The organism is Exiguobacterium sp. SH3S3 (assembly GCF_004337115.1).
GTDB classification, from domain to species: Bacteria; Bacillota; Bacilli; order Exiguobacteriales; family Exiguobacteriaceae; genus Exiguobacterium; species Exiguobacterium aurantiacum_A.
In genome coordinates, this window is the sequence record NZ_SJUU01000006.1 from 1 (window position 1) to 25,901 (window position 25,901).

28 protein-coding genes are annotated in these 25,901 nt (G+C 53.8%); 21 read left to right on the forward strand and 7 right to left on the reverse strand.

What is annotated here, in order from left to right; all coding sequences use genetic code 11:
* The coding region (locus EVJ28_RS06995) for a zinc ribbon domain-containing protein (RefSeq protein ID WP_131488489.1) at positions 1-234 on the forward strand (234 nt) is incomplete at its 5' end.
* 246 nt (positions 235-480) lie between these two features.
* Here the strand turns inward: EVJ28_RS06995 and hisJ are convergent.
* Positions 481-1,296 (reverse strand): histidinol-phosphatase HisJ, encoded by an 816-nt coding sequence (gene hisJ / locus EVJ28_RS07000; RefSeq protein WP_131488491.1) that lies wholly within the window; start codon positions 1,294-1,296, stop codon positions 481-483.
* 109 nt (positions 1,297-1,405) lie between these two features.
* Between hisJ and EVJ28_RS07005 the strand changes: the two genes are divergently transcribed.
* Genes EVJ28_RS07005 through hisE form a run of 10 tightly spaced genes read left to right on the forward strand, consistent with a single transcriptional unit; the run spans position 1,406 to position 8,356 of the window.
* Entirely contained in the window at positions 1,406-2,329 is a 924-nt protein-coding gene (locus tag EVJ28_RS07005; protein WP_070327390.1) for an ATP phosphoribosyltransferase regulatory subunit, read from the forward strand.
* Positions 2,326-2,934 (forward strand): ATP phosphoribosyltransferase, encoded by a 609-nt coding sequence (gene hisG, locus EVJ28_RS07010; protein ID WP_070327389.1) that lies wholly within the window; start codon positions 2,326-2,328, stop codon positions 2,932-2,934. Before EVJ28_RS07005 ends, hisG begins: the two co-directional genes overlap by 4 nt.
* Complete coding sequence (gene hisD, locus EVJ28_RS07015; protein WP_131488493.1) at positions 2,931-4,148, forward strand: histidinol dehydrogenase; 1,218 nt, start codon at positions 2,931-2,933, stop codon at positions 4,146-4,148. The genes hisG and hisD overlap by 4 nt, the downstream gene beginning before the upstream one ends.
* Complete coding sequence (locus EVJ28_RS07020) at positions 4,145-5,161, forward strand: pyridoxal phosphate-dependent aminotransferase (RefSeq protein ID WP_131488495.1); 1,017 nt, start codon at positions 4,145-4,147, stop codon at positions 5,159-5,161. The genes hisD and EVJ28_RS07020 overlap by 4 nt, the downstream gene beginning before the upstream one ends.
* On the forward strand, positions 5,148-5,735 hold the full coding sequence (hisB, locus tag EVJ28_RS07025) for an imidazoleglycerol-phosphate dehydratase HisB (protein ID WP_070327386.1): 588 nt from the start codon (positions 5,148-5,150) through the stop codon (positions 5,733-5,735). The genes EVJ28_RS07020 and hisB overlap by 14 nt, the downstream gene beginning before the upstream one ends.
* The gene (gene hisH, locus EVJ28_RS07030) at positions 5,732-6,319 is read left to right on the forward strand and encodes an imidazole glycerol phosphate synthase subunit HisH (RefSeq protein WP_131488497.1); all 588 of its coding nucleotides are present in this window, start codon (positions 5,732-5,734) and stop codon (positions 6,317-6,319) included. Before hisB ends, hisH begins: the two co-directional genes overlap by 4 nt.
* Positions 6,297-7,016, forward strand: a complete 720-nt coding sequence (locus tag EVJ28_RS07035) for a 1-(5-phosphoribosyl)-5-[(5-phosphoribosylamino)methylideneamino]imidazole-4-carboxamide isomerase (RefSeq protein WP_131488499.1) — start codon at positions 6,297-6,299, stop codon at positions 7,014-7,016. Before hisH ends, EVJ28_RS07035 begins: the two co-directional genes overlap by 23 nt.
* Positions 7,003-7,770 (forward strand): imidazole glycerol phosphate synthase subunit HisF, encoded by a 768-nt coding sequence (hisF, locus tag EVJ28_RS07040; protein WP_070327383.1) that lies wholly within the window; start codon positions 7,003-7,005, stop codon positions 7,768-7,770. Before EVJ28_RS07035 ends, hisF begins: the two co-directional genes overlap by 14 nt.
* Positions 7,719-8,051 (forward strand): phosphoribosyl-AMP cyclohydrolase, encoded by a 333-nt coding sequence (hisI, locus tag EVJ28_RS07045; protein ID WP_131488501.1) that lies wholly within the window; start codon positions 7,719-7,721, stop codon positions 8,049-8,051. Before hisF ends, hisI begins: the two co-directional genes overlap by 52 nt.
* On the forward strand, positions 8,048-8,356 hold the full coding sequence (gene hisE, locus EVJ28_RS07050) for a phosphoribosyl-ATP diphosphatase (protein ID WP_070327382.1): 309 nt from the start codon (positions 8,048-8,050) through the stop codon (positions 8,354-8,356). Before hisI ends, hisE begins: the two co-directional genes overlap by 4 nt.
* A 41-nt stretch (positions 8,357-8,397) precedes the next feature.
* Here the strand turns inward: hisE and EVJ28_RS07055 are convergent, their stop codons facing one another.
* Positions 8,398-9,321, reverse strand: a complete 924-nt coding sequence (locus EVJ28_RS07055; RefSeq protein WP_131458609.1) for a DUF7916 family protein — start codon at positions 9,319-9,321, stop codon at positions 8,398-8,400.
* Positions 9,322-9,409: 88 nt separating this feature from the next.
* On the opposite strand from EVJ28_RS07055, the gene EVJ28_RS07060 reads away from it, so the two are divergent.
* Complete coding sequence (locus EVJ28_RS07060; protein WP_131458610.1) at positions 9,410-9,964, forward strand: maltose acetyltransferase domain-containing protein; 555 nt, start codon at positions 9,410-9,412, stop codon at positions 9,962-9,964.
* Between the two features lie 43 nt (positions 9,965-10,007).
* On the opposite strand, the gene EVJ28_RS07065 is transcribed toward EVJ28_RS07060, so the two are convergent.
* The 5 genes from EVJ28_RS07065 to EVJ28_RS07090 form a co-directional block, all read right to left on the reverse strand.
* The gene (locus tag EVJ28_RS07065; protein ID WP_131488503.1) at positions 10,008-11,366 is read right to left on the reverse strand and encodes a glycosyltransferase family 2 protein; all 1,359 of its coding nucleotides are present in this window, start codon (positions 11,364-11,366) and stop codon (positions 10,008-10,010) included.
* Positions 11,367-11,557: 191 nt separating this feature from the next.
* The gene (locus EVJ28_RS07070; RefSeq protein ID WP_131488505.1) at positions 11,558-12,568 is read right to left on the reverse strand and encodes a pyridoxal phosphate-dependent aminotransferase; all 1,011 of its coding nucleotides are present in this window, start codon (positions 12,566-12,568) and stop codon (positions 11,558-11,560) included.
* The gene (locus tag EVJ28_RS07075; protein ID WP_131458613.1) at positions 12,565-13,323 is read right to left on the reverse strand and encodes a transporter substrate-binding domain-containing protein; all 759 of its coding nucleotides are present in this window, start codon (positions 13,321-13,323) and stop codon (positions 12,565-12,567) included. Before EVJ28_RS07075 ends, EVJ28_RS07070 begins: the two co-directional genes overlap by 4 nt.
* A gap of 470 nt (positions 13,324-13,793) precedes the next feature.
* Positions 13,794-13,979: a P-loop nucleotide/nucleoside kinase family protein gene (locus EVJ28_RS14280; protein WP_236634079.1), complete on the reverse strand. Its 186-nt coding sequence runs from the start codon at positions 13,977-13,979 to the stop codon at positions 13,794-13,796.
* Positions 13,980-14,089: 110 nt separating this feature from the next.
* Positions 14,090-14,596 (reverse strand): hypothetical protein, encoded by a 507-nt coding sequence (locus tag EVJ28_RS07090; RefSeq protein WP_131468039.1) that lies wholly within the window; start codon positions 14,594-14,596, stop codon positions 14,090-14,092.
* Between the two features lie 142 nt (positions 14,597-14,738).
* On the opposite strand from EVJ28_RS07090, the gene EVJ28_RS07095 reads away from it, so the two are divergent.
* The 9 genes from EVJ28_RS07095 (at position 14,739) to nrdG (ending at position 25,887) form a co-directional block, all read left to right on the forward strand.
* On the forward strand, positions 14,739-16,202 hold the full coding sequence (locus EVJ28_RS07095; protein ID WP_131488507.1) for a phytoene desaturase family protein: 1,464 nt from the start codon (positions 14,739-14,741) through the stop codon (positions 16,200-16,202).
* 16 nt (positions 16,203-16,218) lie between these two features.
* On the forward strand, positions 16,219-16,647 hold the full coding sequence (locus tag EVJ28_RS07100; RefSeq protein ID WP_201738300.1) for a GNAT family N-acetyltransferase: 429 nt from the start codon (positions 16,219-16,221) through the stop codon (positions 16,645-16,647).
* A 102-nt stretch (positions 16,648-16,749) separates the two neighbouring features.
* Entirely contained in the window at positions 16,750-17,181 is a 432-nt protein-coding gene (locus tag EVJ28_RS07105; protein WP_070327373.1) for a YlbF/YmcA family competence regulator, read from the forward strand.
* Between the two features lie 53 nt (positions 17,182-17,234).
* Positions 17,235-19,757: a DNA mismatch repair protein MutS gene (mutS, locus tag EVJ28_RS07110; RefSeq protein WP_131488509.1), complete on the forward strand. Its 2,523-nt coding sequence runs from the start codon at positions 17,235-17,237 to the stop codon at positions 19,755-19,757.
* A 4-nt stretch (positions 19,758-19,761) separates the two neighbouring features.
* Positions 19,762-21,558, forward strand: coding sequence for a DNA mismatch repair endonuclease MutL (gene mutL, locus EVJ28_RS07115; protein WP_131458619.1), 1,797 nt, complete (start codon positions 19,762-19,764; stop codon positions 21,556-21,558).
* Positions 21,559-21,722: 164 nt separating this feature from the next.
* A complete protein-coding gene (locus EVJ28_RS07120; RefSeq protein WP_131458620.1) occupies positions 21,723-22,370 on the forward strand; it encodes a 50S ribosomal protein L25/general stress protein Ctc in 648 nt (215 codons plus the stop codon).
* 208 nt (positions 22,371-22,578) lie between these two features.
* The gene (locus tag EVJ28_RS07125; RefSeq protein ID WP_070327936.1) at positions 22,579-23,418 is read left to right on the forward strand and encodes a formate/nitrite transporter family protein; all 840 of its coding nucleotides are present in this window, start codon (positions 22,579-22,581) and stop codon (positions 23,416-23,418) included.
* 191 nt (positions 23,419-23,609) lie between these two features.
* Entirely contained in the window at positions 23,610-25,454 is a 1,845-nt protein-coding gene (locus EVJ28_RS07130; protein ID WP_131458621.1) for an anaerobic ribonucleoside triphosphate reductase, read from the forward strand.
* Entirely contained in the window at positions 25,432-25,887 is a 456-nt protein-coding gene (gene nrdG, locus EVJ28_RS07135) for an anaerobic ribonucleoside-triphosphate reductase activating protein (protein WP_131458622.1), read from the forward strand. The genes EVJ28_RS07130 and nrdG overlap by 23 nt, the downstream gene beginning before the upstream one ends.
* Positions 25,888-25,901 lie beyond the last annotated feature (14 nt).

Consider the following 25,901-nt stretch of genomic DNA (forward strand, 5'->3'; position numbering starts at 1 on the left):
GGGGACGCCGGATGGGGCGAGTTCGTCCGCCAGCTCGCCTACAAATGCAGGTTCCACGGCCGCACACTGATCCAGGCCGACCCGTGGTTCGCCTCGACCCAGGTTTGTTCGGCCTGTGGCGAGAACGATGGCAAGAAGGACCTGCACGTCCGCGAGTGGACATGCGCCGTATGCGGCACGCACCATGACCGCGACGTCAACGCGAGCCTCAACCTGTTGGGTCTCGCCGACTGAAACACTCCAGGGCAGGGACTGCCCGACGAGCTTGGTCCACAACCGTGGCTGGTCAAAGCACGGTCTTCCCAAGAAGCTCCCACTTCAAGTTGCGAAGCAAATAAGTGGTGAGTAGTTCACTTTTGTCTTGTAACTCGTGACGAGTATGGTAATATAGATAGTAGATGAAGAAATGGAACGCCATATCGTTGTCGACAAACCAAACATGGGGATCTAGATAGCTAGATCGCTGTTAAGGAGCCACGTTCATAGGAACGTGGCTTTTTTTTGCATATTTTTAAAGTCGGCACCGACATCTGCCGCGATATGGGCGTCCGAACCGAGTACGAGTGGGATGCCGAGCCGGGTCGCTTCAGCGGCGACGGCCATGGCGTATGGCTGTCCGCAGGCGGCTTTACGGAGACCGGCGGTGTTGAAGTCTAGTCCGAACCCGCGTGAGGCGATTGCACGCAACAGTCGCGACTCGGCATCTTTGACGTTCGCACGGTTCCATGAGTAGTTCGTCTGATATTTAATCGGTAAATCGATATGCCCGATGCGCGCGACGTTCAGTCGCTCCCACGGGAACTGTAACCCGGTCTCGAGCGCTTCGTAATACCGGCGTAGCACTTCTTCGAACGACCCGATTCGGCTGACGAGCGCATCAAACGTCTCCGGTGAGAAGTCGACGGGCAGGAGCTCGCCTTCGACTTGTAGAAAGTGTTGAGACAAGATCGTCTCGTCGAGGTATGAGCGATAGGGCTCGAGCAAGGCGAGCGTCTCATCGACATATCCCGGCAAATAGTCGATCTCGAGACCGACCCGAATCTCGAGTCTTCCGGCGTAATCTCGTTTCAACTGCCCGACCTCTTCTATATAACGGGGCAATAAGTCGAGCGCCATCGCCGAGTCTTGTTCTGGCGTCGGATCAATGAAACGTGCCGGCAGCGGGGCGTGCTCGGTGAACGTCAGCGTCCGAACGCCTTGAGCAAGTGCTTGATCGACGTACGCGTTGAGTGAATCGGTCGATCCGTGCGGACAAAATGGGGTATGGACGTGGCCATCATGGGTATAATCAATCATCAAACATCGTTCCTTTCGAGTTCGCCGGTTGACAGCATTGGCTTGATTTGATAAATTTAACACACTACTTTAGTTTGGTAAAGTGATAATAAGGTAAAGGGTGATACTGATGATTTGGTTCAATAAAAAAGGATCCATCCCAGAAGGATGGCACGAGTTGCAAGGTGAGGACGTGCTGCGTCCGAAGCAATGGATAAAATCATTTTTAGAGCGGGCCGAGGGGGACGGCTATAGTGTGATCGAGCCGCCGCTCGTTGAATACTATTCCCATTATCAAGATCTCGCACTCTTCGATGAGTCGGCGTATTATCGCTTGTTCGGCAACGATGGGGAGTTGCTCGTCATGCGACCGGACTACACGCTCCAGATCGCAAGGAAGCTCGCCGACGGACATGAACCGATGCGCGTCGCTTACGCCGGTGCCGTCTACCGACGCACGCCGAAGCATTCGGGACAACCGCATGAACGTCAGCAACTCGGTCTTGAATGGATCGATGGGGATTCAAAAGATATGGAGTTGATTGAATCGTTCCTTAGTATGACGGAACGGGTCCTGCCGAAAGGAAGCTTACGCATCCAAGTCGGATCTGCTGCATTGATCGCGTTAGTGGCGAACGAGGCCGGTATCCCGGAACGGACGTTGCGTCAATACTTAGCACTCCGTAATTTGGAATCACTTCGCGACCTCGCGGAATCGTATCAATACCCATTGATCGCCAAGCTGCCGTTCTTGATCGGTGACTCGGCGCTAGCAGAGTTACGCGACCTCGCGGAACCGGGCTTAAAACCGGCGATCGACGAAGTGGAGCATGCGGTCGAACATCTACGTGCGATCGGATTGAACGTCTCGTACGACTTCGGACAGACCGGCGACTTTGATTATTATTCAGGTTTGACCGTGACCGGCAGTATCGACGGCAGACGCGTCCTCTCAGGTGGCCGTTACGACTCGTTATACGGGCATTTCGGACAGTCGCGACGTGCCTTCGGACTATCGCTCGATTTAGAACAGTTAGGTGAGGTGATCAAATGAAAGTCGCAATCGCGAAAGGGCGCATCGAAACAGCGGCCCGTGAGTATTTTGAACAAGTCGGTCTCACCGTTTGGCCGGAAAAGCGGGGCCGTGAGTTGACCGTCGAAGTAGACGGTCATGAATTCATCTTCGTCAAAGGCGATGACGTCTATAAATACGTCATGCATGGCGCAGCGGACGTCGGAGTCGTCGGCGGCGACATTTTACGCGAGAAGACACCAGGCGTCCTCGAAGTCGTCGATTTACCATTCGGCCGTTGTCGTATGGCGGTATGTGGTCCGAGAGAACGGAGAAACGGTACGAAGAAGCTGAAAGTTGCCAGCAAGTATCCGAATATCGCCATCTCGCACTTTGCCTCGAAACGTCAAAACGTCGAAGTGATCGCTTTGAACGGTTCGGTCGAACTCGCGCCGTTGACCGGTCTCGCCGACTGCATCGTCGATATCGTCGAGACGGGGGCGACGCTTCGCGCGAACGATTTAGAAGAATATGAGACGATTTTCACGGTTAACGCGAAATTCATCACGAGCGAGACAGCGCTCGCGAACGACCCGGACGAATTGAAAGCGTGGATTCGCCGGTTAAGCAAGGAGGCAGACAGATGAACGGACAAACGAATCGGACGCGCCGAGAACAGTGGGCAGAAGCCGTCAAACCGATTTTAGAATCGGTTGAGGCGAGAGGTGACGCGGCGCTCCTCGAATGGACGAAGCAATTTGACGGGGTCGATGTGATTGAAACGGTCGACCTTGAGACGTTTGAACCGCCGGAGGCGTATCGGGAATTGACCGAGGCGCTAACGCTCGCGGCCGAACGGATCCGTACGTTTCATGCGCGGCAACAGCGTCAAGACGACGTCTTCGAAGATGAGATGTTCCGGCTCGGTCGTCGGTTCATGCCGCTCGATTCGGTCGGCGTCTATGTGCCTGGCGGGACGGCGGTCTACCCGTCGAGTGTGTTGATGAACATCATCCCAGCGAAAGTGGCCGGAGTGAAGCGGGTCGTCATGGTGACGCCACCGAAACAAGGCGGGATCGACTTATCGCTGTTGATTGCCGCGAAGATTGCCGGTGCCGACGAATGTTATCTCGTCGGTGGCGCCCAAGCCGTCGCCGCACTCGCGTTCGGCACCGAGACGATTTCGGCCGTCGATAAGATCGTCGGGCCGGGCAACGCTTATGTGGCGACCGCGAAGTCACTCGTCTCGCATTTCGTCGGGATCGATTCCGTCGCCGGTCCGTCCGAAGTGTTGATCATCGCCGACGAAACGGCCAATCCTAGATGGATCGCAGCCGACCTGCTCGCGCAAGCCGAGCATGACGTCGAAGCGACAGCAGTCGCCCTCGTGACGACAAGTGAACAGGCCGAAGCGATTCGGTCTGAGCTGGACAAGCAACTGCTCGATCTGCCACGTCGCGACATCGCGGTCGAAGCGCTCAAGCGCGGAGGCGTCCTCGTCAAAACGAAAGCAGCAGCAATTCGCTACGCGAACGATATGGCGGCCGAACACGTGCAACTTGCGGTGACAGATCCAGCCGATTATATGGCACAGATTCGCCACGGCGGCTCGTTCTTCCTCGGCCATGAGGCGGCCGAGGCGTTCGGTGATTACATTGCCGGACCGAACCACGTCTTGCCGACGAGCGGGACGGCCCGCTTCTCGAGCGGACTGTCGGTCGATGATTTTTACCGCAGACAGACGTTTCTCGAGATGACAGCGATCGACGAAGCGGTCACACGCGCCGCGATCCGAATCGCGAGACAAGAGCAGCTTGAAGGACACGCCCGAGCGATGGCGGTCCGATTGGAGGACGTATGAGACGTAACTATACAGCGATCCCGCGCTATGTCCCACATGCGGTGAGCGGATACGCGCTAAATCAAAACGAGAGTCAATTCGAGCTGCCGGAGCGCCTGCAACGAGCGATTCAGCTCGTGACGCTCCGCTCACTCAGCCGTTATCCGGTCGATGAGCTGACGGCCCTTAAAACTAGCTATGCGACTTATGCGGGTGTACAACCTGACCAATTGATGGTCGGGAGCGGCAGCGATGAGCTGCTCGCCATACTTTGCCAAGCCATTCTCGACACAGAAGACGTCGTCTTGGCACCGGCACCCGACTTTTCGATGTACGGCATTTATGCGCACATCGCCCGGGGCCAGTTCTTCCAACCTGAGGCAGACGGCCTCACGATCGATTCATTGCTTCGATTGATTGAAGCGAACGAACCGAAACTTGTGCTCGTGTCGAACCCGAACAATCCGACCGGGAAGATGTGGACGCTCGACCAATTAGAGACGATCGCGAAAAAAGTCCCGTACCTCGTCGTCGACGAGGCGTATATCGACTTCACGATGAGTGATTCCTTCAAGTCGCGACTCGCGGATTACCCGAACGTCATCATTTTGCGGACGTTATCGAAAGCGTTCGGACTCGCGAACTTACGGATCGGCTTCATGATCGCCCATCCCGATTTGATCGAGAAGATCGACCGGTTCCGCTCGCCATTCAACGTCAGTGGATTGAGCGCGGCTGTTGCGACCGTCGTCCTTGACGACCCGGATTATATCGCTCAGTCCGTCGCGTTCCATAACGGTCAACGTCAAAAGCTCGAACGACTGCTCGCGCCAATCGGCAACGTCTTGCCGAGCCGGGCCAACTTCCTATACGTCGAGACGCCCAATAGTGAGCTGTGGGCCGAGCGGTTCCTCGCTTACGGTGTCCACGTCCGTGCGTTTCCGACCGGACTGCGCGTCAGTGCGGGGACGGACGAGGCGTATCGATTCATCAAACAAATGTTAGAAGAGGTGACTTCTTTTGAGAACAGCTGAAATTAAACGTGAGACGAAAGAAACGAACATCGAGCTTCGTCTCGATTTAGACGGTACAGGTCAAAGTGACATTAAGACAGGCGTCGGCTTTTTCGACCATATGTTGACGCTGTTCGCCTTCCATAGCCGCATCGACTTAACGGTGCAAGTCGAAGGGGACACGTGGGTCGATGCGCACCACACGGTCGAAGACGTCGGCATCGCCCTCGGGCAGATGATCTTAGAAGCGCTCGGGGACAAAGTCGGGATCCGTCGCTACGGGACGAGCTACTTGCCGATGGACGAGACACTCGCCCGGGCCGTCATCGACGTCTCGGGACGCCCGTTCCTCGTCTACCGAGCTGAAATCAACAATCCGAAGCTTGGTGACTTCGACACGGAACTCGCGGAAGAGTTCTTCCGCGCCGTCGCGATGAACGCGCGGTTGACGCTCCATCTTGACGTGTTATACGGCTCGAACTCGCACCATATGATCGAAGGGCTGTTCAAAGCGTTCGGCCGCGCCCTTGCCGAAGCGATCGGGAAAGACGGGCTCGACCGCCTCCCTTCGACGAAAGGACGGATCGAAGGATGAACGTCGCGGTGATTGACTACGGCATGGGAAACGTCTTCAACGTCGAACGGGCGCTACAAGCGATCGGGTGTTACGTCACGATCACGAACGATCCGGCTGAAATCGAAGCGGCCGACGCCATCCTCTTGCCTGGCGTCGGGGCGTTCCCGCAAGCGATGCAGTCGCTTGAGGACACGGGACTGATTCCGTTGCTCAAGCGAATGGCGACAGAGAAGCCGTTGCTTGGGATTTGTCTCGGGATGCAACTGTTATTCGAGTCGAGCACGGAAGGCATGCCGACGCCAGGACTCGGTTTGATTGAAGGACGGGTCGAACGGATGCGGGCCAAACGGTTGCCTCACGTCGGTTGGAACTCGATTTTACGCGATGAGGACGTCTATTTTGTCCACTCATATCACGTCGTGACCGCTGACGACAATATCGTCGCCTCAGCTGACTATATGGGAGAGCGCGTACCGGCCATCGTCCGATCAGGTCTCGTGACCGGGATGCAATTTCACCCGGAGAAGAGCGGCGCGTTCGGACTCAGCTTATTAAAAGAATGGAAGGAGGCGGTCGAACGTGAAACTGCTACCGGCAATTGACTTAATCGGCGGCAAGATTGTCCGCCTGACTGAAGGAGATTTCAACACGGAAGAGCAATACGGCGACCCGTATGAGAAGTTAAAAGAATGGACCGGGCGCGTCCCGATGCTCCACTTGATCGATTTAGAAGGAGCGAAAGCTGGTGAGCCGAAACATCTCGATGTCGTCCGTTTCGCCAAATCGTGCGGCTTTTTCGTCCAGACGGGCGGAGGGATTCGCTCCGAAGCAGCGCTTGATGCTGTCATGGCAACTGGGGTGGACCGTGTCCTGCTCGGTACGAAAGCGTTCACCGATCCTGATTTCCTGGACCGGGCACTCGCCAAGTACGGGAGTCGTGTCGCGGTCGCCCTTGACGCCTATGACGGCATCGTCGCCATCAACGGCTGGCAAGACGCGACCGAACTAAAAGACATCGATGTGGCCATCGATCTCGCCAGCCGCGGGGTCGAGACGATTCTTTACACGGACATCGGTTCGGACGGGAAACTGAACGGACCGAACTTAGAGCGCATGAAGGCGCTCCGGGAAGCTGTCTCGGTCACGCTCATCGCCTCGGGCGGTGTCACGACCGAATCCGACGTCAAGGCACTGAGTGAGGCCGGAATTGATGAGGCGGTCGTCGGGAAAGCGCTCTTGTCTGGCAAAGTCAGTCTTGACGACTTGATCGAATGGGAGGCGCGACATGCTAAAGCGTAGAATCATCCCATGTTTAGACGTGAAAGACGGACGTGTCGTCAAAGGCATCGAGTTTGTCGAACTGCGTGACATCGGTGACCCTGTCGAGATTGCCAAGTACTATGACGCCTCAGGTGCGGATGAACTTGTCTTTCTAGACATTACGGCAAGCACGGAACGAAGACAGACGATGCTTGACGTCGTCAGTGCCGTCGCCCGGAAAGTGTTCATCCCGCTCACGGTCGGGGGCGGCATCCGTTCCCTTGAAGACATCTCGTCCCTGCTCAAAGCAGGAGCCGACAAAGTGTCGCTCAACACGCTCGCCGTCGAGTCACCTGACTTGATCAAGCGGGCAGCCGAACGTTTCGGTTCCCAGTGTATCGTCGTCGCCATCGACGTCCGTTTCGAAGAAGGTGACTATTACGTATACACGTACGGCGGGAAACACCGGACCGAGCTGACGGCGGTCGATTGGGCTAAGCGCGTCGCTGAACTCGGGGCCGGGGAGTTGCTCGTCACGTCGATGAACCAAGACGGGAAACAGAGTGGCTATGATTTAAAAATTCTCGAATTGCTACGGGCAGCGGTCGATATCCCGATCATCGCCTCAGGCGGGGCCGGGAACGCTGAACACGTCGTCGAGGCACTTGAAACAGTCGACGCCGCCTTACTCGCTTCGATCTTGCACGACCGAAAAACGACAGTAGAAGAGGTGAAGCACGTATGCAGCGCGAACAACTTGCCGATGCGGTTCGTTACGACGCAAACGGACTAATCCCGGCGATTATCGTGTCGACGGATGACGAGACCGTCCTCATGTTAGGATATATGAATCACGAGGCGATCGAAGCGACGCTCCAGACGAACAAAGTCACGTTCTGGTCACGTTCGAAAGGGCGGCTTTGGATGAAAGGTGAATCGAGCGGCAACACGCTCGACCTTGAGAGCATCCATGTCGATTGCGATCAAGACGCGCTGTTAGTCCGCGTCCATGCGAACGGACCGACGTGTCATACTGGAAATCGCAGTTGCTTTTTTACGGAGGTGAACACATGATCCATGAACTCGAAAAACTGATTCAAGAACGAAAGACAGAGCCGAAGGAAGGTTCTTATACGTCGTACTTGTTTGATGAAGGGTTAGACAAAATCGCGAAAAAGTTTGGGGAAGAGTCGTTCGAGGTCGTCATTGCGGCATTGAACGATGAAGACTTGGTCGAAGAGACGGCTGATTTGTTGTACCACTTGCTCGTCTTGCTCGCAGCCAAAGGCGTCTCCTTACACGACGTCGAGACGTTGCTCGCCGAACGGCATGGGACGACGACACCGGCGAAACCGCGCCGCGACGTCACGGAATGGTGACAGACAAAGGGAAGGAAGCCGCGGCTTCCTTCCCTTTGTGGTTAACGATTGACGGAAGCGGCCATACGGATGTACGTATGACGGCGTCCGCGGATGGCGATCGACAACGCCTGAATATTCTCAGGTGTGGCGATTCCGGACAGACCGGCGTCGCCGATATGGAAGATGTCGGTACCGCCGCGTTTTGATGATAAGGCGATGTCGCGGATCGTCCCTTCGTCGGCGCCTTCTTGTGACGTTCCGATGGCGGCCAAGACGAGCTTGTTCAGTGCTTGGATTTCTTGCGTCACGTGATAGAACTCGTCTTCACGGACACCTGGGACGGTTCCTGGCGCGGGAATCAAGATGATGTCGGCACCAGCTTCGGCAAAGCGGACGTACGCATCACGGTCGATCACGTTACCGACACCCGCTTGATGCATCTTCCCGGCAATGATGACGCCGGCAAATTCAGACCGGGCCGTGATGATCGCTTTTTCGATGGCCTCGTTCGTGACACCGGTGTTCGGATTACCGGTCAAACAGACGAAGTCGATTCCGAGTTCGGAAGCGCGGGTGAACGCTTCCTGCGTCGCCAGTCGGCCTTGTTTCACGTCGAACATGTCCGAGGACTTCTCGCTGAAGTCGACAGGCTCGAGATTGACACCGACCGGCAGTCCGATCAGCCGTTTTAATTCCGTGATCGGATTGTCGGACATCGTCTCACCCGGGATGTCGCCGAATAAGGCGTGGCTTTCAAGTCCCTTTATGTACGGATGGAACACGTCAAGCATGTTGAGCAAGATCATGTCGGCGCCGAACGCCCGGGCGAGCTCGGCGTTCGTCACTTCGGGATAGAGCGGCTGCACGGTCGGAATGACCTCGGCGAGCACGGTCCGGCCTTCGGCTTTTCGGATCGACTCAATCAAATCGTTACGGTTGAACGTCAAGAAATCACTCGCTTTGCAATCAAGAATGCGTTTCATAGTCAACTACCTCCTCAGATTCGTCCATTTTCCTATTCCCTATTCGTGCCAATATCCCTCTATAATAAAACAGAATGGAGGCGAAAACATGACAGAAAAAGAAAAGATGATTCAAGGTGAACTTTATCTGGCCGCTGATTCGGAACTCGTCGCTGACCGGCGACAGGCGCGACGTCTGACAGAGCGGTTCAATCAGTCCGGGATCGATGAGCTCGACGTCCGCAAGCAAGTACTCGGTGAACTGTTCGGTTCGACCGGGGCATCGTTCTACCTAGAACCGACGTTCAAGTGTGACTACGGATACAATATTCATCTCGGGGACCGTTTTTTTGCGAACTTCGACTGCGTGTTTTTAGATATCTGTCCGATCCGGTTCGGGGATGACTGTATGCTCGGTCCCGGTGTCCACGTCTACACGGCGACCCATCCGCTCGACCCGACAGAACGAATTTCTGGCCTCGAGTACGGTAAGCCGGTTACGGTCGGCCATCGCGTCTGGATCGGTGGCGGGGCCATCATCAATCCGGGCGTGACGATTGGGGATGACACAGTCATCGCCTCAGGTGCGGTTGTGACGAAAGACGTGCCGGCCCGTGCCGTCGTCGGAGGCAATCCGGCCCGAGTGATCAAGCTGATCCCTTAAAGGCAACAACGCCCCGTCTGGATATGTCTAGACGGGGCGTTGTTCATTTCCAGATTCGTTTTACGTTGAGCGTTTCTTGGGCATAACCCCAAACGGAAATCGGGGACATGAACAATTGATAGCTCAGTACGAAAAAGATGAATCCGAAGAAGTTTTTACGGACCCGCAAGTTCAGGTTTTTGAAAACGTAATCGCGTTGGTAGAAGTAGAGCAGTCCATAGCTAAGGACGGTCAATGGCAGGACGAGGAGCGTCATCGGTCCGACGATCCAATAATGACCGAACAGAGCGAGAACGAGACCTGGGATCCAGAAGAACGTGAAGGCGATATCGAGATACGGCATGATCAAATTGACCCCGGTCAAGTACTTCGTATAAAGCTGGGGCTGACGCCACGGTTTCACTTCTTGCAATCCCTCGATCATCCCACGGGCCCAACGCGACCGTTGACGCGCAAAGTGGCGGAACGATTCAGGTGCGTCCGTGAACGCGACGGCGAGCGGTTCGAAATAGACGCGACGCTTCATTTCAAGGAGTCGCCACGTGAGAACGATGTCTTCCCCGATCGCATCTGGCCAACCACCGACTCGTTTGACGGCATCGGTCTCGTACAAACTGAACGCACCTTGAGCGACGAGTGTCCCTTGGTAAAGCCCTTGAAGCCGCTTGATTGATGCGATGCCGAGAAAATAATCCCACTCTTGAAGCCGTGTCCAAAACGAACTGCGGCTATTGCGAACGAGCATGCTGCCGGCGACGGCACAGACGTCTTTCGGACTCGACACGAGCCGTGCGACCAAATAGCGAATCGCGGACGGATGAATCAACGTATCGGCATCGAGCGTGATGATGTATTGGGTAGTCACTTTCGTTAAACCGTAATTGAGCGCTTGGAACTTCCCGGCTCTCGGTTCATGCAATAGCTCGATTTGTAAGGCGAAATCTTCTTGCGCCCGTATCACTTCGGCCGACGTGGCATCGCTTGAGTTGTTATCAATGACGAATACTTGGAGCGGTCCCGTGTAGTCTTGCAGTGTCACGTAACGAATCGTCTCGTAGATGGATGATTGTTCGTTGTAGGCGGCAATCATGACCGTCACGGCTTCGTCCGGATGTTCGTTTGTGAACGGCGGCTGCCGATCGAGAACGAGACTCGCGAGCAAGAATGCCATCAAATAGCCCGGGACGTAAGCGATACCACCGATGATGAACAAGGCGAGCACCCAATTCGTCACTGCAGCCAAATCGGTCAACCAAGGTAAAGAAATGTAGATAGAAAACAATAACCAGAGCCATGAAAAACCGTGCGCCAACCAAAAGCGAGTCAAAATCGTCCAATACCAACGATTCCCGATGCGATTGCGTCCCCATCTCGATTCGACCGGTTCATTTCGTGAAATCATGTGATGTCCTCAATTCTGTTTCAATGGAAACGAGCTTGTCTAATATTGAAAATTTATCGTTCAAGTTAGATATACAGACAGCAAATTGAATTTTGATGGGGAATGCTTATAAAGTCAACAAATGATGCGTCGTGCATAAAAAATATTGACCCAAATTAAAAACAGGACCTGGGTCCTGTTTTTAATTTTAGCTATGAAATTGTTTCTGATGTGTGCGCCCAAGCCATCAATGTTTGTCGAGCAAGGGCAAGTGCTTGCTCGTTACCGAGCGTGACGCGGATCCCGTCCGGTTGACGCGACGTATGGATGCCGTGTTCGGCTAAGTGAGACCAAACCGCTTCGGGCTGGTCGAGTGTGACGTATAAAAAATTCGCCTCAGCTGGCTGGACTTGACCGATCGTCCCGAGTAACTCCGACCACTTGACCCGCATATCGTGATGCCAAGCGATTGACTCGTTCAAGTAGGTCGCATCAGCCAAAAAGACGTTGGCAATTTTCGCGCTCACACCGCTTATATTGAACGGAGGGACGAATTGCCGGAAATACTGAGCGAGTTCGGTCGTCGTGATCATAAACCCGAGACGGGCGTTGGCTAAGCCGAACGCCTTTGATAGCGTCCGTAAGACGATCACGTTCGTCAGTTCATTCAAGTGCTTGACGATACTCGATGCAGGCGTGAAATCGATATACGCCTCGTCGACGATCAAATAAGGGACGAGGCCTGCCAGTTCGGTCAACTCACCGACCGTCCACAACTTACCGGTCGGATTGTTCGGGTTCGACAACAGTAACAGCTTCGGTGCATGTTGCTGAATCGCCAGGGCGAGCGCCTCATACGATAAATCGTCCGCCTGAACATGCCGACCGTGCGCAATCGTCGTGAAGATCGGGTAGAGCGAGAAGTCAGGACTCGGTGACAAGACGACGTCTTCTGGTGACAAGAGCGCCTGCGTGACGACGTGAATCATTTCGTCACTGCCACAGCCGACGAGCAACTGGTTCGGTTCGACGCCAGCATAGGCCGCGTAGCGGGTGAACAGTTCATCGATCGGTTGGACCGGATATTCGTGCAAGTCATGGAAAGAGATCGTTGCCAGCTGTTCATGCAACCGCTTCGGCGCCGGGAACTGGCTTTCGTTTTGATTCAATCGATATCCTTCCGGGTAAGTGACGGGATAGATTGGGAGGTCGACTTGCCTCATTCCGTCGGCTCCATCGAGAACCATTTTTTAGCGAGCTCATCGATCTCCCCTGAGTCGATCATCTTGTTCAACTCGTCGTTGAACTGATCACGCAAATCGTCTTCCAATTTGAAAGCGGCCGCCGATCCTTTCTCGCCGTCTTCTTTAAGCGCGAACGTATAAAAACCCGCGTCTTGGTCTAAGTATTTTTGAGCGACCGTGTCTTCGATGACCATCGCGTCGATGCGGCCCGTGTTCAACTCTTGAACGATTTCTGGAATCTTGTTCAACGACACGAGTTCAGCGTCTGGCGCTTGGTCTTTAGCGATATTCTCTTGAATTGAAGCGGTCTGGACACCGATCTTCTTACCGGCTAGCGCTTCGATTTCTTTTAACGATTCATCTTTTGTCATAATCAAGTTCGTCGCCGACAAATAGATGTCCGAGAACGACGCGTTTTCTTTCCGCTCTTCGGTCGGCGTCATGCCGGCCATGACGAAGTCGATCCGTCCAGCGTTCAAGGCTCCGAGCAAACTGCCGAAGTCCATGTCCTCAATCTTTAACTCATAGCCGAGACGCTCTGTGACGGTTTCGGCAATCTCGATGTCGAAGCCGACAATCTCATCCCCGTTCGCCGTATCAACGAACTCATACGGGAAGTAATCAGCACTTGTGCCCATGACGAGTGTCTTTTTTTCTTCTCCCGTTGTCTCTTGGCTGCATCCCGCTAATAATGCGCTTGCGACTAGTCCCCCAGTAACGATCCACTTTTTCATGTATAAATTCCTCCTTCAAGATATGAGACTAAGTGTAATTGCATAATTATTAATTGTAAAGCATAAAAATACAATCTTCGCAAAAAAAAATGAATCCACGGTTGTGAGATCGTCGACTCATGGAGCAGTTACTCTTCCATTTTGACGTAATCGACGACGTTCTCTATATAACTATGGAGCGGCTGACTCGTGTCGATGGTCAATGTTTTTATGGAAGGTGGTTTTTTACTGTCGGCGATGCTTCGGTGAAAGTCGTTCGGGGAAACGGATTCGATTTGACTAATCGTTTGTTAGCGCTCGGAAAGTCGGCGATTGATTTCATCGACGTCGTCGACGACACACTCGACGTAGCGATAAGTGGCGCCATAGTTTTCGGCGAGTGGCAATCCGCGTTCAAGCATCACATCATACAGGCAAGGGCTGTCCAGAATGACGTTCCGCCTTAGTGACAAATTGAACGAAATAAGCGCCTAATCGATGTCATAGGCGACTTTTCCGGCCAGTGCCGGGTCGGGCGGATGATCCACCATTGATTCGAGCAACGCTGTCTTCGTCACGTCATGGTCGACGATGATCGCATCGAGCTGAGGCGCGATGGCACGGGCCAGCGTCGATTTGCCGGAACCCGGAAATCCGGACATTTGTAAAAAGAACATTGTTTCACCTCACTTTTCGTTTGATTTACCACGGCTGAAACCGGCGAATAACCTGCCACCGAACGGGAGCAACGCCTCGTCAACGAAGCGGACGAGGTCGTCAATCTCATTCATTTGTTCATGTCTTCTTTTGCGGTGATGTTCCATTTTTTCAACGCCCCGTCTTCTTCGTAAATGACTCGGACTTCCATCTGACTCAGTACGAGCCGTTGCTCCGAGGCAAAAAGGACGAGCGGATAGCCGATCGACAACGGCTCGTCAGCCTCATAAATCGGACTGTGGGCCTGCATCGCGTAATAGCCGTCAGACCGGGTATTAGCCGCACCGGCGTCGATTTGGAGCACCGTTTCGAAACCTTGCAGCCGAAGCACGTAACTGTACGTCGTTCGGGCCCCACGTTCGAGCCGCCATTCCTCAATCACGGCTTCATGATCGTTTTGATTCGCTTCGAATAAAACTTCTTGCGCCGTGTATTCTCGTTCATATGGAATCATCTCTTGAATGTTGACGGCCGTCATCGTCGCGAGTTTTTGCGATTCTTCCGACGGCGGCGTGATGAGAATCCCGATAAAGATCAAGATAGGGATGAGCAAATAAATGATGACCCGACTTTGCATATGGCTTCACCTGTCCTTTATCGAGTTTTTTCGCCATAGTTTGTCAGAACCCTGCCTAACACTTGAAAAATGTCACGAGCAGCACGTTCAATCGTCAAAAATAGGACGACCGGATGTATGATGAAGTCAGGAGGGGATGGAGATGAAAATCGGGGTTATCGGCGGGGGGATCGCCGGGTTGACGGCGGCGGCTCTCGCTAGTCGATCGGGACATGACGTGATTGTTTTTGAGTCATCGCGCGAATGGGGTGGATGTGCCGGCAAGTTCGACCGCGGGGACTACCGCTTCCCGGCCGGGGCGACGCTCGGGATGGGCTTCGAACGAGGCGGTCTCCATCAGCGCGTGCTCGACTATTTGAACGAGTCGGTCGCAGTCGAGAAGCTCGACGAAGTGATGCACGTCCACTTGAACGATCGAACGGTCGTTTATTATCAAGCGCGCCAAGCGTTTCTCGATGAACTGAGCGTAAAGTTTCCGGAACTGCAGTCGGATATCCGGTCATTCTTTCGAGAAGTATGGACGGATTTTGATAGAATCCGACCGCTGTTTGAGCGATTGCCGGCTTTACCGCTCCGGACGATAGACGATGCGCTGACCGCATTACGCGGATTTCAGCCGAATCAAGTAGCGGCACTCGTAAAATTATATCGTCCGCTACATGAAACGTTGCGACGTCATCGGTTGGGTGGGACACCGTTCGAGCAATTCATCGATGGCATTTTACTCGATAGTTTACAGACGGGAGCACGCGAGGCGAGTTACTTGCTCGCGACCGTCGCGCTATCGATTTATCATGAAGGAGCATTTTACGTCGAAGGTGGATTGTACACACTCGCTCACGCCTTGGAACGCTCGATTCGACATAGCGGAGGCACGACGCTGCTCGGTCGTCAAATCATGAAAATCGAGCGCGTCGCCGACGGCTGGTTATTGACCGATCGCCGGGGCCGGCTTGAGATCGTCGACATCGTCGTTGCCGCAATCCCGCTCGAGGCGACACATCGCTTGCTCAACGGTGCTGACGAGCGTCGATTTGCCGGGCAATATCGACGTCAGTTGAAGCAATCGCAATGGGGCACGTTCAGTCTATACGTGACGTTGCCCGAGCGCGTCTGTCTGGACCGGCCCTTATTCCAACAAGTGTATACGGACGACTTGCCGTCCGGCCATGCCTTCATCTCGATGTCGGCTCCGGACGACGTGTTACGGACGTCTCTCCCCGAACGGACCGTGACGGTCTCGACGCATATCGATTTATCAGAGTGGGACGATTGGAAAGACAGGGCCACCTATGAGAAACTAGAAGTAATATGGACCGAGCGTCTCATCTCGGCCGTGAAGCGGGCGTTTCCGGACTGGACGGGCGAATCAGCGGTCCTCCTTCCCGGGGGTCCAGGAGCGTGGGTGAAATATACGAGACGACCGCACGGTGCTGTCGGCGGCTATGCGCAAACATCGCGTCAGGCTCTGTTCCATGCCGCGAGCTATCGGACGACGCTACCGAACTTTTTCGTGTGCGGGGATACGGTGTTCCCGGGAGCGGGGACGATCGGGGCAATGACGAGCGGGTTGCACGTCGGACGTGCGCTCGGTGCAAAGCTATAATGAAGGAGACGGTGTCATGCATAAGAAAACATTTAATGAGCTGACGACGAAAGAACTGTATGATCTGTTGGCGCTGCGGACCGAGGTGTTCGTCGTCGAGCAAGATTGTCCGTATCAGGAAGTCGACGGGAAAGATGTCACGGCGCATCATTACTGGATCGAAGAAAACGGTGTGATTGTCGCCGCACTTCGGGTGCTCGCCGAAGAAACGCCGATCGCGATTGGTCGTGTCGTTACGAGACAAACTCATCGGGGGAAAGGCTATTCTCGCAGGTTGATGGATGCGGCAGTCGCTGATTTTGGAAATGACGAGCTCTACTTACAAGCCCAGACATACGTCGAACCGTTCTATGCGAGTTTCGGCTTTTCGCGAACGAGTGAAGAATACTTAGAAGACGGTATCCCGCATGTCGATATGACGCGGGAAAGAACAAAATCTTCCTAAAGCAGTGCGGTACCGTTCGCCAGAAGTTCATGGTAGAATGTTGAGGAATACATGCGCACATGAAAACGTGCGATAACATTATAGCGTGCAAAGGGGTTTACGATGGTGACTGACCAACAAGTGATTGAAAAAGCGAAAGAATTAGCCGACCTTTTGGCAAAGACTCCAGAAGTGGCCCGCTTCAAAGAAGCGGAAACGAAAGTGAACGAAAGTGAACGCGTCCAAACGTTGATCAAACGGATCAAATATTTACAAAAAGAAGCGGTCAACTGCAAACATTACGGGAAGACCGAAGCGCTTGCCAAAGTCGAACTAAAAATCGACAAGGCAATGGACGAACTCGATTCGATTCCGGTCGTCCAGGCGTTCCAAGAGACACAAGTCGAAGTGAACGACCTCCTTCAATACGTGACGGTGACGCTCGCCAACTCGGTGACGGACCGAATCATCGAAGCGACGGAAGGCGACGTACTCGCAGGTAAAACAGGAAGCGGCATGGCAGCGGAGAAATCACGCGGCGGTTGCGGATACTAAAAAACAACAGCTGGCCTTTGGTCAGCTGTTCTACTTTATAGAGGTGAGACGAAATGGAAGCGATACATCAGACACCGATGATGAAGCAATATTTTTCAATCAAGGCGGATTATCCTGACGCCTTTGTATTTTACCGGCTCGGTGACTTTTACGAGCTCTTTTTTGAAGACGCCCAAATCGTGGCGAAAGAACTCGAATTGACGCTCACCGCGAAAAACGGCAAAAACGCCGAGCATCCGATCCCGATGTGTGGAGTCCCGCATCACTCGGCAGCCGTCTACATCGAGCAGTTGATCGAAAAAGGATTCAACGTCGCAATCTGTGAGCAGATGGAAGATCCGAAAGCGACAAAAGGCCTTGTGAAGCGGGAAGTCATCCAAGTCATCACGCCAGGTACTTACATGGCCGCGCTCGGAGACAAAGACAACCGTTATTTGGTCGCCGTCGCCAAAGTTGGTGAAACCTACGGGGTCGCCCGTGGTGACGTGACGACAGGTGAATCTTGGCTGACGACGTTGCCGACGAAAGAAGCGGTCCTCCGTGAAGTCGAAGGATTGGTCCCGAGTGAGATATTAGTCGATGACGATCAGCTCGCGGACATGTTGCAGCCGCTCGGGATCCCGCTGTCGATTCAAGTCGAACGCCGGTCGAGCGAACTGTCCGCATCGGCGAAAGACGACGCCCAAGTGAGCGCGTTTGATTTGCTGTACGCCTATTTGACACGGACGCAAAAGCGGGCGCTCGACCACTTGCAGCCGGCGATCGCCTATGAGGTCGAAGCCCACATGCAGCTCGACCCGAATACGGCACGCAATTTAGAACTGTTCCGCTCGGCCCGGTCCGGAGAACGGAAAGGCTCACTCTTATCACTGCTCGACGAGACGACGACCGCCATGGGTGGACGTCTTTTAAAGCGTTGGCTCGAACAACCGCTCTATACAGAGCAAGCGATTCATGAGCGTCAAGACGCGGTCGAGAACTTACTTGACGATTTCATGCTGCGCGACCAACTCCGGGACGAATTAAAACACGTCTATGATATTGAGCGGCTCGTCGCGAAAGTCGGCTACGGGACGGCGAACGCGCGCGATCTCGTACAATTGCGCGACACACTAGCACGCATCCCGGCTTTGAGCGTGATGCTCGAAGCGGTCGCATCAAGCCGGTTGCATCATATCCATGAGGACTTGGACACGTTCGAAGACTTGGCGGCGCTCCTTGAAGCGGCGCTCGTCGAATCTCCACCGATCTCGACGAAAGAAGGCGGAATGATTCGTAAAGGCTATTCAGAAGAGCTCGATCAGTTACTTGAAGCGAAAGCGAACGGGAAGTCGTGGATCGCGAACCTGGAGCAACAAGAGCGGATCGCGACCGGAATCAAGTCATTAAAGATCGGCTACAACCGTGTCTTCGGGTATTATCTCGAAGTGACGAAAGCGAACGCCCGTTTACTCGAAGAAGGTCGGTACGAGCGGAAACAGACGCTCGCGAACGCCGAACGCTACGTCACGCCCGAGCTGAAAGAGAAAGAAGCGCTCATCCTCGGTGCGGAAGAGAAGAGCTGCACGCTCGAGTATGACTTGTTCGTCACACTGCGCGACCGAGTCAAACTTGAGACGAAACGGTTGCAACAGCTCGCACGGTCGCTCAGTGAACTTGACGTCCTGCTCGCTTTGGCGATCGTCGCCGAAAAGCGGGACTACGTGCGTCCGACAGCGTCCGCAAACGTTCAAATCGATCGCGGCCGGCACCCGGTCATCGAGACGGTTCTGCCACGCGGTGACTATGTCGCCAACGACTTGACGCTTGACGACTCGCGTCAGATGCTGTTGATCACCGGACCGAACATGTCCGGTAAATCGACGTACATGCGCCAGTTCGCGTTGATCGCGATCATGCACCAAATCGGATCGTTCGTCCCGGCCGAGGCGGCCGAACTGCCGCTGTTTGACCGCATCTTCACTCGCATCGGGGCAGCGGACGACCTCGTGAGCGGTCAGTCCACGTTTATGGTCGAAATGACCGAGACGCGCCAGGCCGTGACCGAGGCGACGGCGAACAGCCTGATCTTGCTAGATGAAATCGGGCGCGGGACGTCGACGTATGATGGGATGGCGCTCGCGCAAGCAATCGTCGAATATATCGCCGCCTCAATCGGCGCGAAGACACTGTTCTCGACGCATTATCATGAGCTGACCGTCCTCGAAACGACGATCCCGACGCTCGAGAACGTCCACGTCCGCGCCATCGAACGCGACGGACGCGTCGTCTTCTTGCATGAAGTTCATCCAGGCAAGGCCGACAAGTCTTACGGCATCCACGTCGCGGAACTGGCCGACTTGCCGCAATCGCTCATCGAACGAGCCCGGACGATCTTAACAGAGCTCGAACAAGAGAAAGAGCCGATCGCTGCCCCGACAACGAAGAAGTCGAGCGATGAAACCGCTCAGCTCTCTTTGTTCGAGACGAAAGATGAGTTAAAACAACAATTGCTCGAGCTCGATCTTTTAGCGATGAACCCGATCGAGGCGATGCAGGCGCTCTATGCGCTCCAACAGTCTGCGAAGAAAGGGTGAGTCGATGGGAATCATTCAAGAGTTGCCAGAACAGTTAGCCAACCGGATTGCGGCCGGGGAAGTTGTCGAACGACCGGCATCGGTCGTGAAAGAACTCGTCGAAAACGCGATTGATGCCGGCGCGACGAAAGTGGAAGTCGAGCTAGAAGAGGCCGGGATCCGGCTCATCAAAGTGCGGGATAACGGCCACGGCTTTTACGAGGATGACGCGGCCCGTGCTTTTTTAAGACATGCGACGAGCAAGATACGAGACGAACATGATTTGTTCCGGATTCGGACGCTCGGATTCCGGGGCGAGGCGCTCGCCTCGATCGCATCGGTCAGTCACGTCACGTTAAAGTCGCGCCGGGCTGATGAGGCCGGCTTTGAGATGACGCTACATGGCGGCGTCGTGATCGAGCAAACACCGACTGCTGCTAACGTCGGGACAGAGATCACGGTCAGTCAATTGTTCTATAATACGCCAGCCCGTTTGAAATACTTGAAAACGTCTGCGACCGAGCTCGCGAGCATCACCGACACGTTGAACCGGATCGCCTTGTCACACCCAGAAGTTCGATTGACGGCTTTCCATGAAGACAAGGAGCTACTCCGAACGAACGGGAACGGGGACATCAAGCAAGTCATGCTCGCGATCTACGGTCGGCAAGTCGCCGCCCAAATCGTGACGGCGTCGAGCAAGACGAATGACTACAGCTTGAGTGCTCACCTCGTGCGGCCCGAAGTGACGCGTTCAAATAAACAGTACGTGACCCTGATCTTGAACGGGCGGAGCATCAAAAATTTCGCGCTCACGCAAAGCGTGCTCGAAGGCTATCATACGCTCCTGCCGATCGGACGTTACCCGATCGCCGTGCTCGAAGTGAACATGGACCCGATGCTGATTGATGTCAACGTCCATCCGACGAAGCGGGAAGTGCGGCTGTCAAAAGAGAAGGAACTCTGTCAACTGATCCGGGAGACGGTTCAACTGACACTTCGGGAGCAACGGTTGATCCCGTCGGTCAAACCAAGACAGCCGTCCGTTCCGACAGAGCAATCGAAGCTTGATTTCACCGTCGAACGCTCAGACACAGCAGTTGAGCCGAACGCATGGAACTATCCGATCCCACGCGAGCCGGTCACATCTCCGAGTCGCTGGTCGCCGACACCACTCGTTCAAGAGACACCGGTCGAAACAGTGCTGCCAGAAGAACCGGGGGTTGAAAAGGCGGAAAGCCGGTTGCCGGCGCTCGACGTCATCGGCCAACTCCATGCGAGTTACATCGTCTGCGGCGCGGACGATGGCATGTACATCATCGACCAACACGCCGCCCAAGAACGCATCAAGTACGAGCTGTTTTATGACCAACTCGGCCAGCCGGAAAAAGAGTATCAGTTGTTGCTGTTGCCGCTCACGCTCGAGTTCACCCAACAAGAGACGCTTGCGATCGAAGAAGTCGCCCCGCTTCTTAAAGAAGCGGGCCTCGATTTAGAGGCGTTCGGAGGCAATACGTTTCTCGTCCGGGAAATCCCGACATGGTACCCGCAGCACGATCTCGAAGGGACAGTCCGTGATTTGATCGAGATGGCGATTCGGGACCGATCAATCGATATCGCTAAATATCGCGAACAGGCGTCGATCCTGATGGCGTGCAAACGATCGATCAAAGCGAACCATCCGTTAAACCTCGAGATGATGCGACAGTTGATCCGCGACCTTGGCGAGACGACGTCTCCGTATACGTGTCCACACGGACGTCCGATTTTAGTGAAGTGGAGTACGTATGAACTCGAGAAGTTGTTCAAACGTGTCATGTGACAAACGTTGTAATCTTAATTTAACCGACTGTAACGTTTATGGATGCTTAGCTATGGGAACAATATACACATGTCGTCAAACGCATCGAGGTTGAGAGGTGGAGTTCACACTGCCTCACCCTCAAGATGTAGACATGATTCATAAACCAGTAGGGGGAAATGATTATGACAGACACGCTTAAAGTAACGACACGAGAATTACGACCACGTTCGGTTCGAACAAACTTACGTAAAGAAGGAAAAGTACTTGGTGTCGTTTACGGCTACAAAGTCGAAAGCACACCAGTCGCGTTTGAAGAAATGGCATTGCGCAAGATTCTCCGGGAACACGGTGACAACGCCTTGATCGAACTCAACATCGACGGCAAGAAAGTAAACACACTCGTTCACGGGACGGAAGTTGACCCGTTCACGAACACATACAAGCACGTCGAGTTCATGGCAGTCAAAATGGATGAGGCAACTGAAGTTGAAGCAGACGTCACACTCGTCGGCGACGCGAAAGGTGTCAAAGAAGGCGGCTTCTTGTCGCAAGCACTCTATAAAGTCACTGTTTCGGCAACACCTGCTAACATCCCAGAGCGGATCGAGCTCGACGTTAGCGAGCTAGGGATCGGTGACTCACTCACAGTTGCTGATATTCCGAAGAATAAAGATTACGAAATCTTATCTGAAGGCGATCTTCAAATCGCATCAGTGAACGAGCCGGTAGCAGTCGAAGAAGAGGAAACTGAAGGTGAAGAAGCTTCAGCTCCAGAAAAATCGACTAAAGCATCGACTGATGAGACGACAGAGTCTTCTGAGAAAGAATAATTGGTTTCATGCGGCCCTTTACGAAGGGTCGCTTTTTTTAGTCACAAATCCGACAAATGTAACCGATTACGATGTGAAAAGTATGTCAACAGTTCGAATGGGCAGTTGCAAAAATGTCGCTCCAGGCTTATATTGTTAATGATTTCACATGTTTGTTCTTATTATATGGTTCATTTAAACAGAAAGAAGGGTTTGTGACATGGCATCAATGGAAATCCATGCACTCGAATCATTACGGAAGAAAGCACAGGCTTCCTCAGCGATGATTCACTATCGGCCGATGGAATATTTTTTACGGGCAATGCTCGCGGGGATTTTTATCGGGTTCGCATCAATCTTCACATTAAAAGTCGTCAACGGCATGTATCTTGTAGATTCACCATTTACGACGCTCATCGGGGGATTCTCGTTCGGGATCGCGCTCGTCATGATCATCTACGGAGGCGCTGAACTATTTACCGGGAATACGATGTATTTTACGACTTCAACGATGCGTGGCTATACGACGCTGAGTGATACGATGCTCGTCTGGTTGCTTTGCTTCGTCGGGAACGCGCTCGGCGGCATTCTTTTCGCCTTGTTGCTCGCGCCGACTGGAGTCATTCAAGAGCTCGGCATGAACAACTGGTTATTTGCCGTCGTCGAGAGCAAGATGCATCATACGACAGTCGAAATCTTTTTTAGAGCCATCTTCTGTAACTGGATGGTCTGTCTCGCTATCTTCTTGCCGAAACAAATGAAAAATGAATTTGCCCAAATCTTCTCGATGATCTTCCTAGTGGCCGTCTTCTTCGCTTCAGGGTTTGATCACGTCATCGCCAACTTCGTCTTGTTCGCACTCACACTCGTTGTTCCGCATCCAGAAGCAATCAGCTTTGCTGGAGCCATCCACAACTTGATTCCGGCTACGTTCGGAAACATTATCGGAGGCGCGTTATTCATGGGAGCAATCTATACATGGTTGAACGCTAAAGGATTGCGTGAAGCACAAGAGTCAGAGCAAGAAGAAGTCGAACTGAAAATCGTCAAGCCAGCCAAAGAAGTATGACATACATCACGAAGCGCACAGTCGAGCCCACATCAGGGATTCGGCTGTTTTTTTACGTTCGGGATCGGTTGCAACTGTCACAATATCGACGTGCCTCAAATCGATAAAACGTGACATAATCTATATATAGAATTTTTATCGGTTATCAGCCGTTAAATAATCAATATATAGCGAGGTGATGCGGAGTGAACATGCTCCAGCTTTATAATGATGTCTGTGTGCTACCAGATCAAGATTTGATCCAAGAGAACGCCAACGTCGACGGGAAGTCGCCACTCGGCAAACTAGCGCGCTTATCTTCAGAAGTGTCAAAACAATTATCGACCACGTACCTATTGTCGGAACGGTCACGTCTAGCGATCCGTGATAACTACTTGTATGTGCATGATGCCGATTACTATGTGACCGGATCGACGACGTGTTGTCAAATCCCGCTCGGAGAGTTACTCGCGAACGGGTTCCACACCGGACACGGGACGATTCGTCCCCCGCAGGACATTCGTTCGGCGCTGGCGCTCGCCTCGATCATTCTTCAAGCGAATCAGAACATGCAGCACGGGGGACAGGCGTTCCCGATGTTTGACGTCGATCTCGCTCCTTACGTCGAGAAGACGTATGAACGTCAACTCGAGCGGTTGAACGGATTACCGATTGAGCTGACGGTGGAGCAAAAACAGCAGATCGCTGAAGCGGAAACCGTCTCGGCGACGTACCAGGCGTGCGAGGCGTTCATCCATAACGCCAACTCGATGCACTCGCGCGGCGGCGGTCAAGTTCCGTTCGTGTCGATCAACTACGGCACCGACACGAGTCGGTGGGGACGAGTATTTATCCGCGAGTTGTTAAAAGCGACAGAGCGAGGGTTAGGCAACGGGGAGACGCCGATTTTCCCGATTCAAATCTTCAAAGTAAAGGAAGGCGTCAATTTCAATGACGGGGACCCGAACGTCGATTTGTTCCGCCACGCATGCCGCGTGACGGGTAAGCGGTTGTTCCCGAACTTCTCGTTCGTTGATGCGCCGTTCAACCTTCAGTACTATGACGGGACACATGCTTCGGAAGTTGCCTACATGGGCTGCCGGACGCGGGTGATGGGAAACCGTCATGGGGCAGAGACGTCGATCGGAAGAGGTAATTTATCGTTCTCGACGTTGAATTTAGTGAAGATGGCACTCGTGTCATCCGATATCGAGTCATTTTATAAGACGTTGGATGGATTCGTTGACATCGCCATCGAGCAATTGCTCGAGCGCTTCGACTATCAATGTAAGCGACATGCGGACGAATTCCGCTTTCTTTATGCGCAGCATGTCTGGCGGGGGAGTGAGACGCTTTTGCCTGAATCGGAATTACGAGACGTGTTAAAACAAGGGACGTTGTCGCTCGGATTCATCGGTCTCGCCGAAGCGCTACGTGTCCTCGTTGGCGGGACGCACGTTGAATCAAGAGAAGCAGAACGTCTCGGGCTTGATATCGTGACCCATCTCGCGAACCGGATGAGGCAGGCGGCGGACGATCATGATTTAAACTTTTCGCTACTGGCGACGCCGGCCGAAGGATTGTCCGGGAAGTTCGTGTTAAACGATCAACACGATTTCGGGATGATTGCCGGTGTGACCGATCGCGCGTTTTACACGAATTCGTTCCACGTCCCGGTTTATCAACACGTCTCAATCCGGGACAAGGTTCGAATCGAGGCGCCATACCACGCCTTATGTGACGCCGGACATATTACGTACGTCGAGGTCGACGGTTCGCTCGCCCATAACCCGGAAGCGGTTGAATCGATCGTGCGGCTCATGCGGGCGCATGACGTCGGCTATGGCTCGATCAATCATCCGGTCGATCGTTGCGGGAGTTGCGGTCTAGAAGGGATCATCGACGAGTCGTGTCCGACGTGCGGGGAACGAGATCAGATCGAGCGGATCCGTCGTATCACCGGTTATTTGGTCGGGACGATGGATCGATGGAACTCGGCAAAACGAGAAGAAGAACGAGCGAGGGTGAAACATCATGCGCGTCCTATCCGTACTTGAAGAATCGGTCGTAGATGGTCCGGGCATTCGAACCGTGATTTTTACAGCGGGCTGTCCGCATCGTTGCCTGGGCTGTCACAACCCTGAATCGTGGAATCCGCGAGGCGGTCGCGACATCTCGGTCGAAGAGTTGTTAGACCGTGTCGAGACGGCCGCATGGGAAGGTGTGACGATATCGGGCGGTGAACCGTTCCTGCAACCGGCTGAGCTGTCGGAGGTCGTGCGCGGTTGCAAGACACTCGGGAAGAACGTCTGGATCTATACTGGCTACACGTTCGAGGCGCTACAACAGCTAGAAAATGAGGACATCGACACCGTCCTTGACCACGCCGACGTCCTCGTCGACGGGCGTTTCGAGCAGCCGCTCATGGACCGCTCGCTCCGTTTCCGGGGGTCGAGCAACCAGCGGATCATTTTTCTGAACAAAGCATGATCGGGGCGACAACG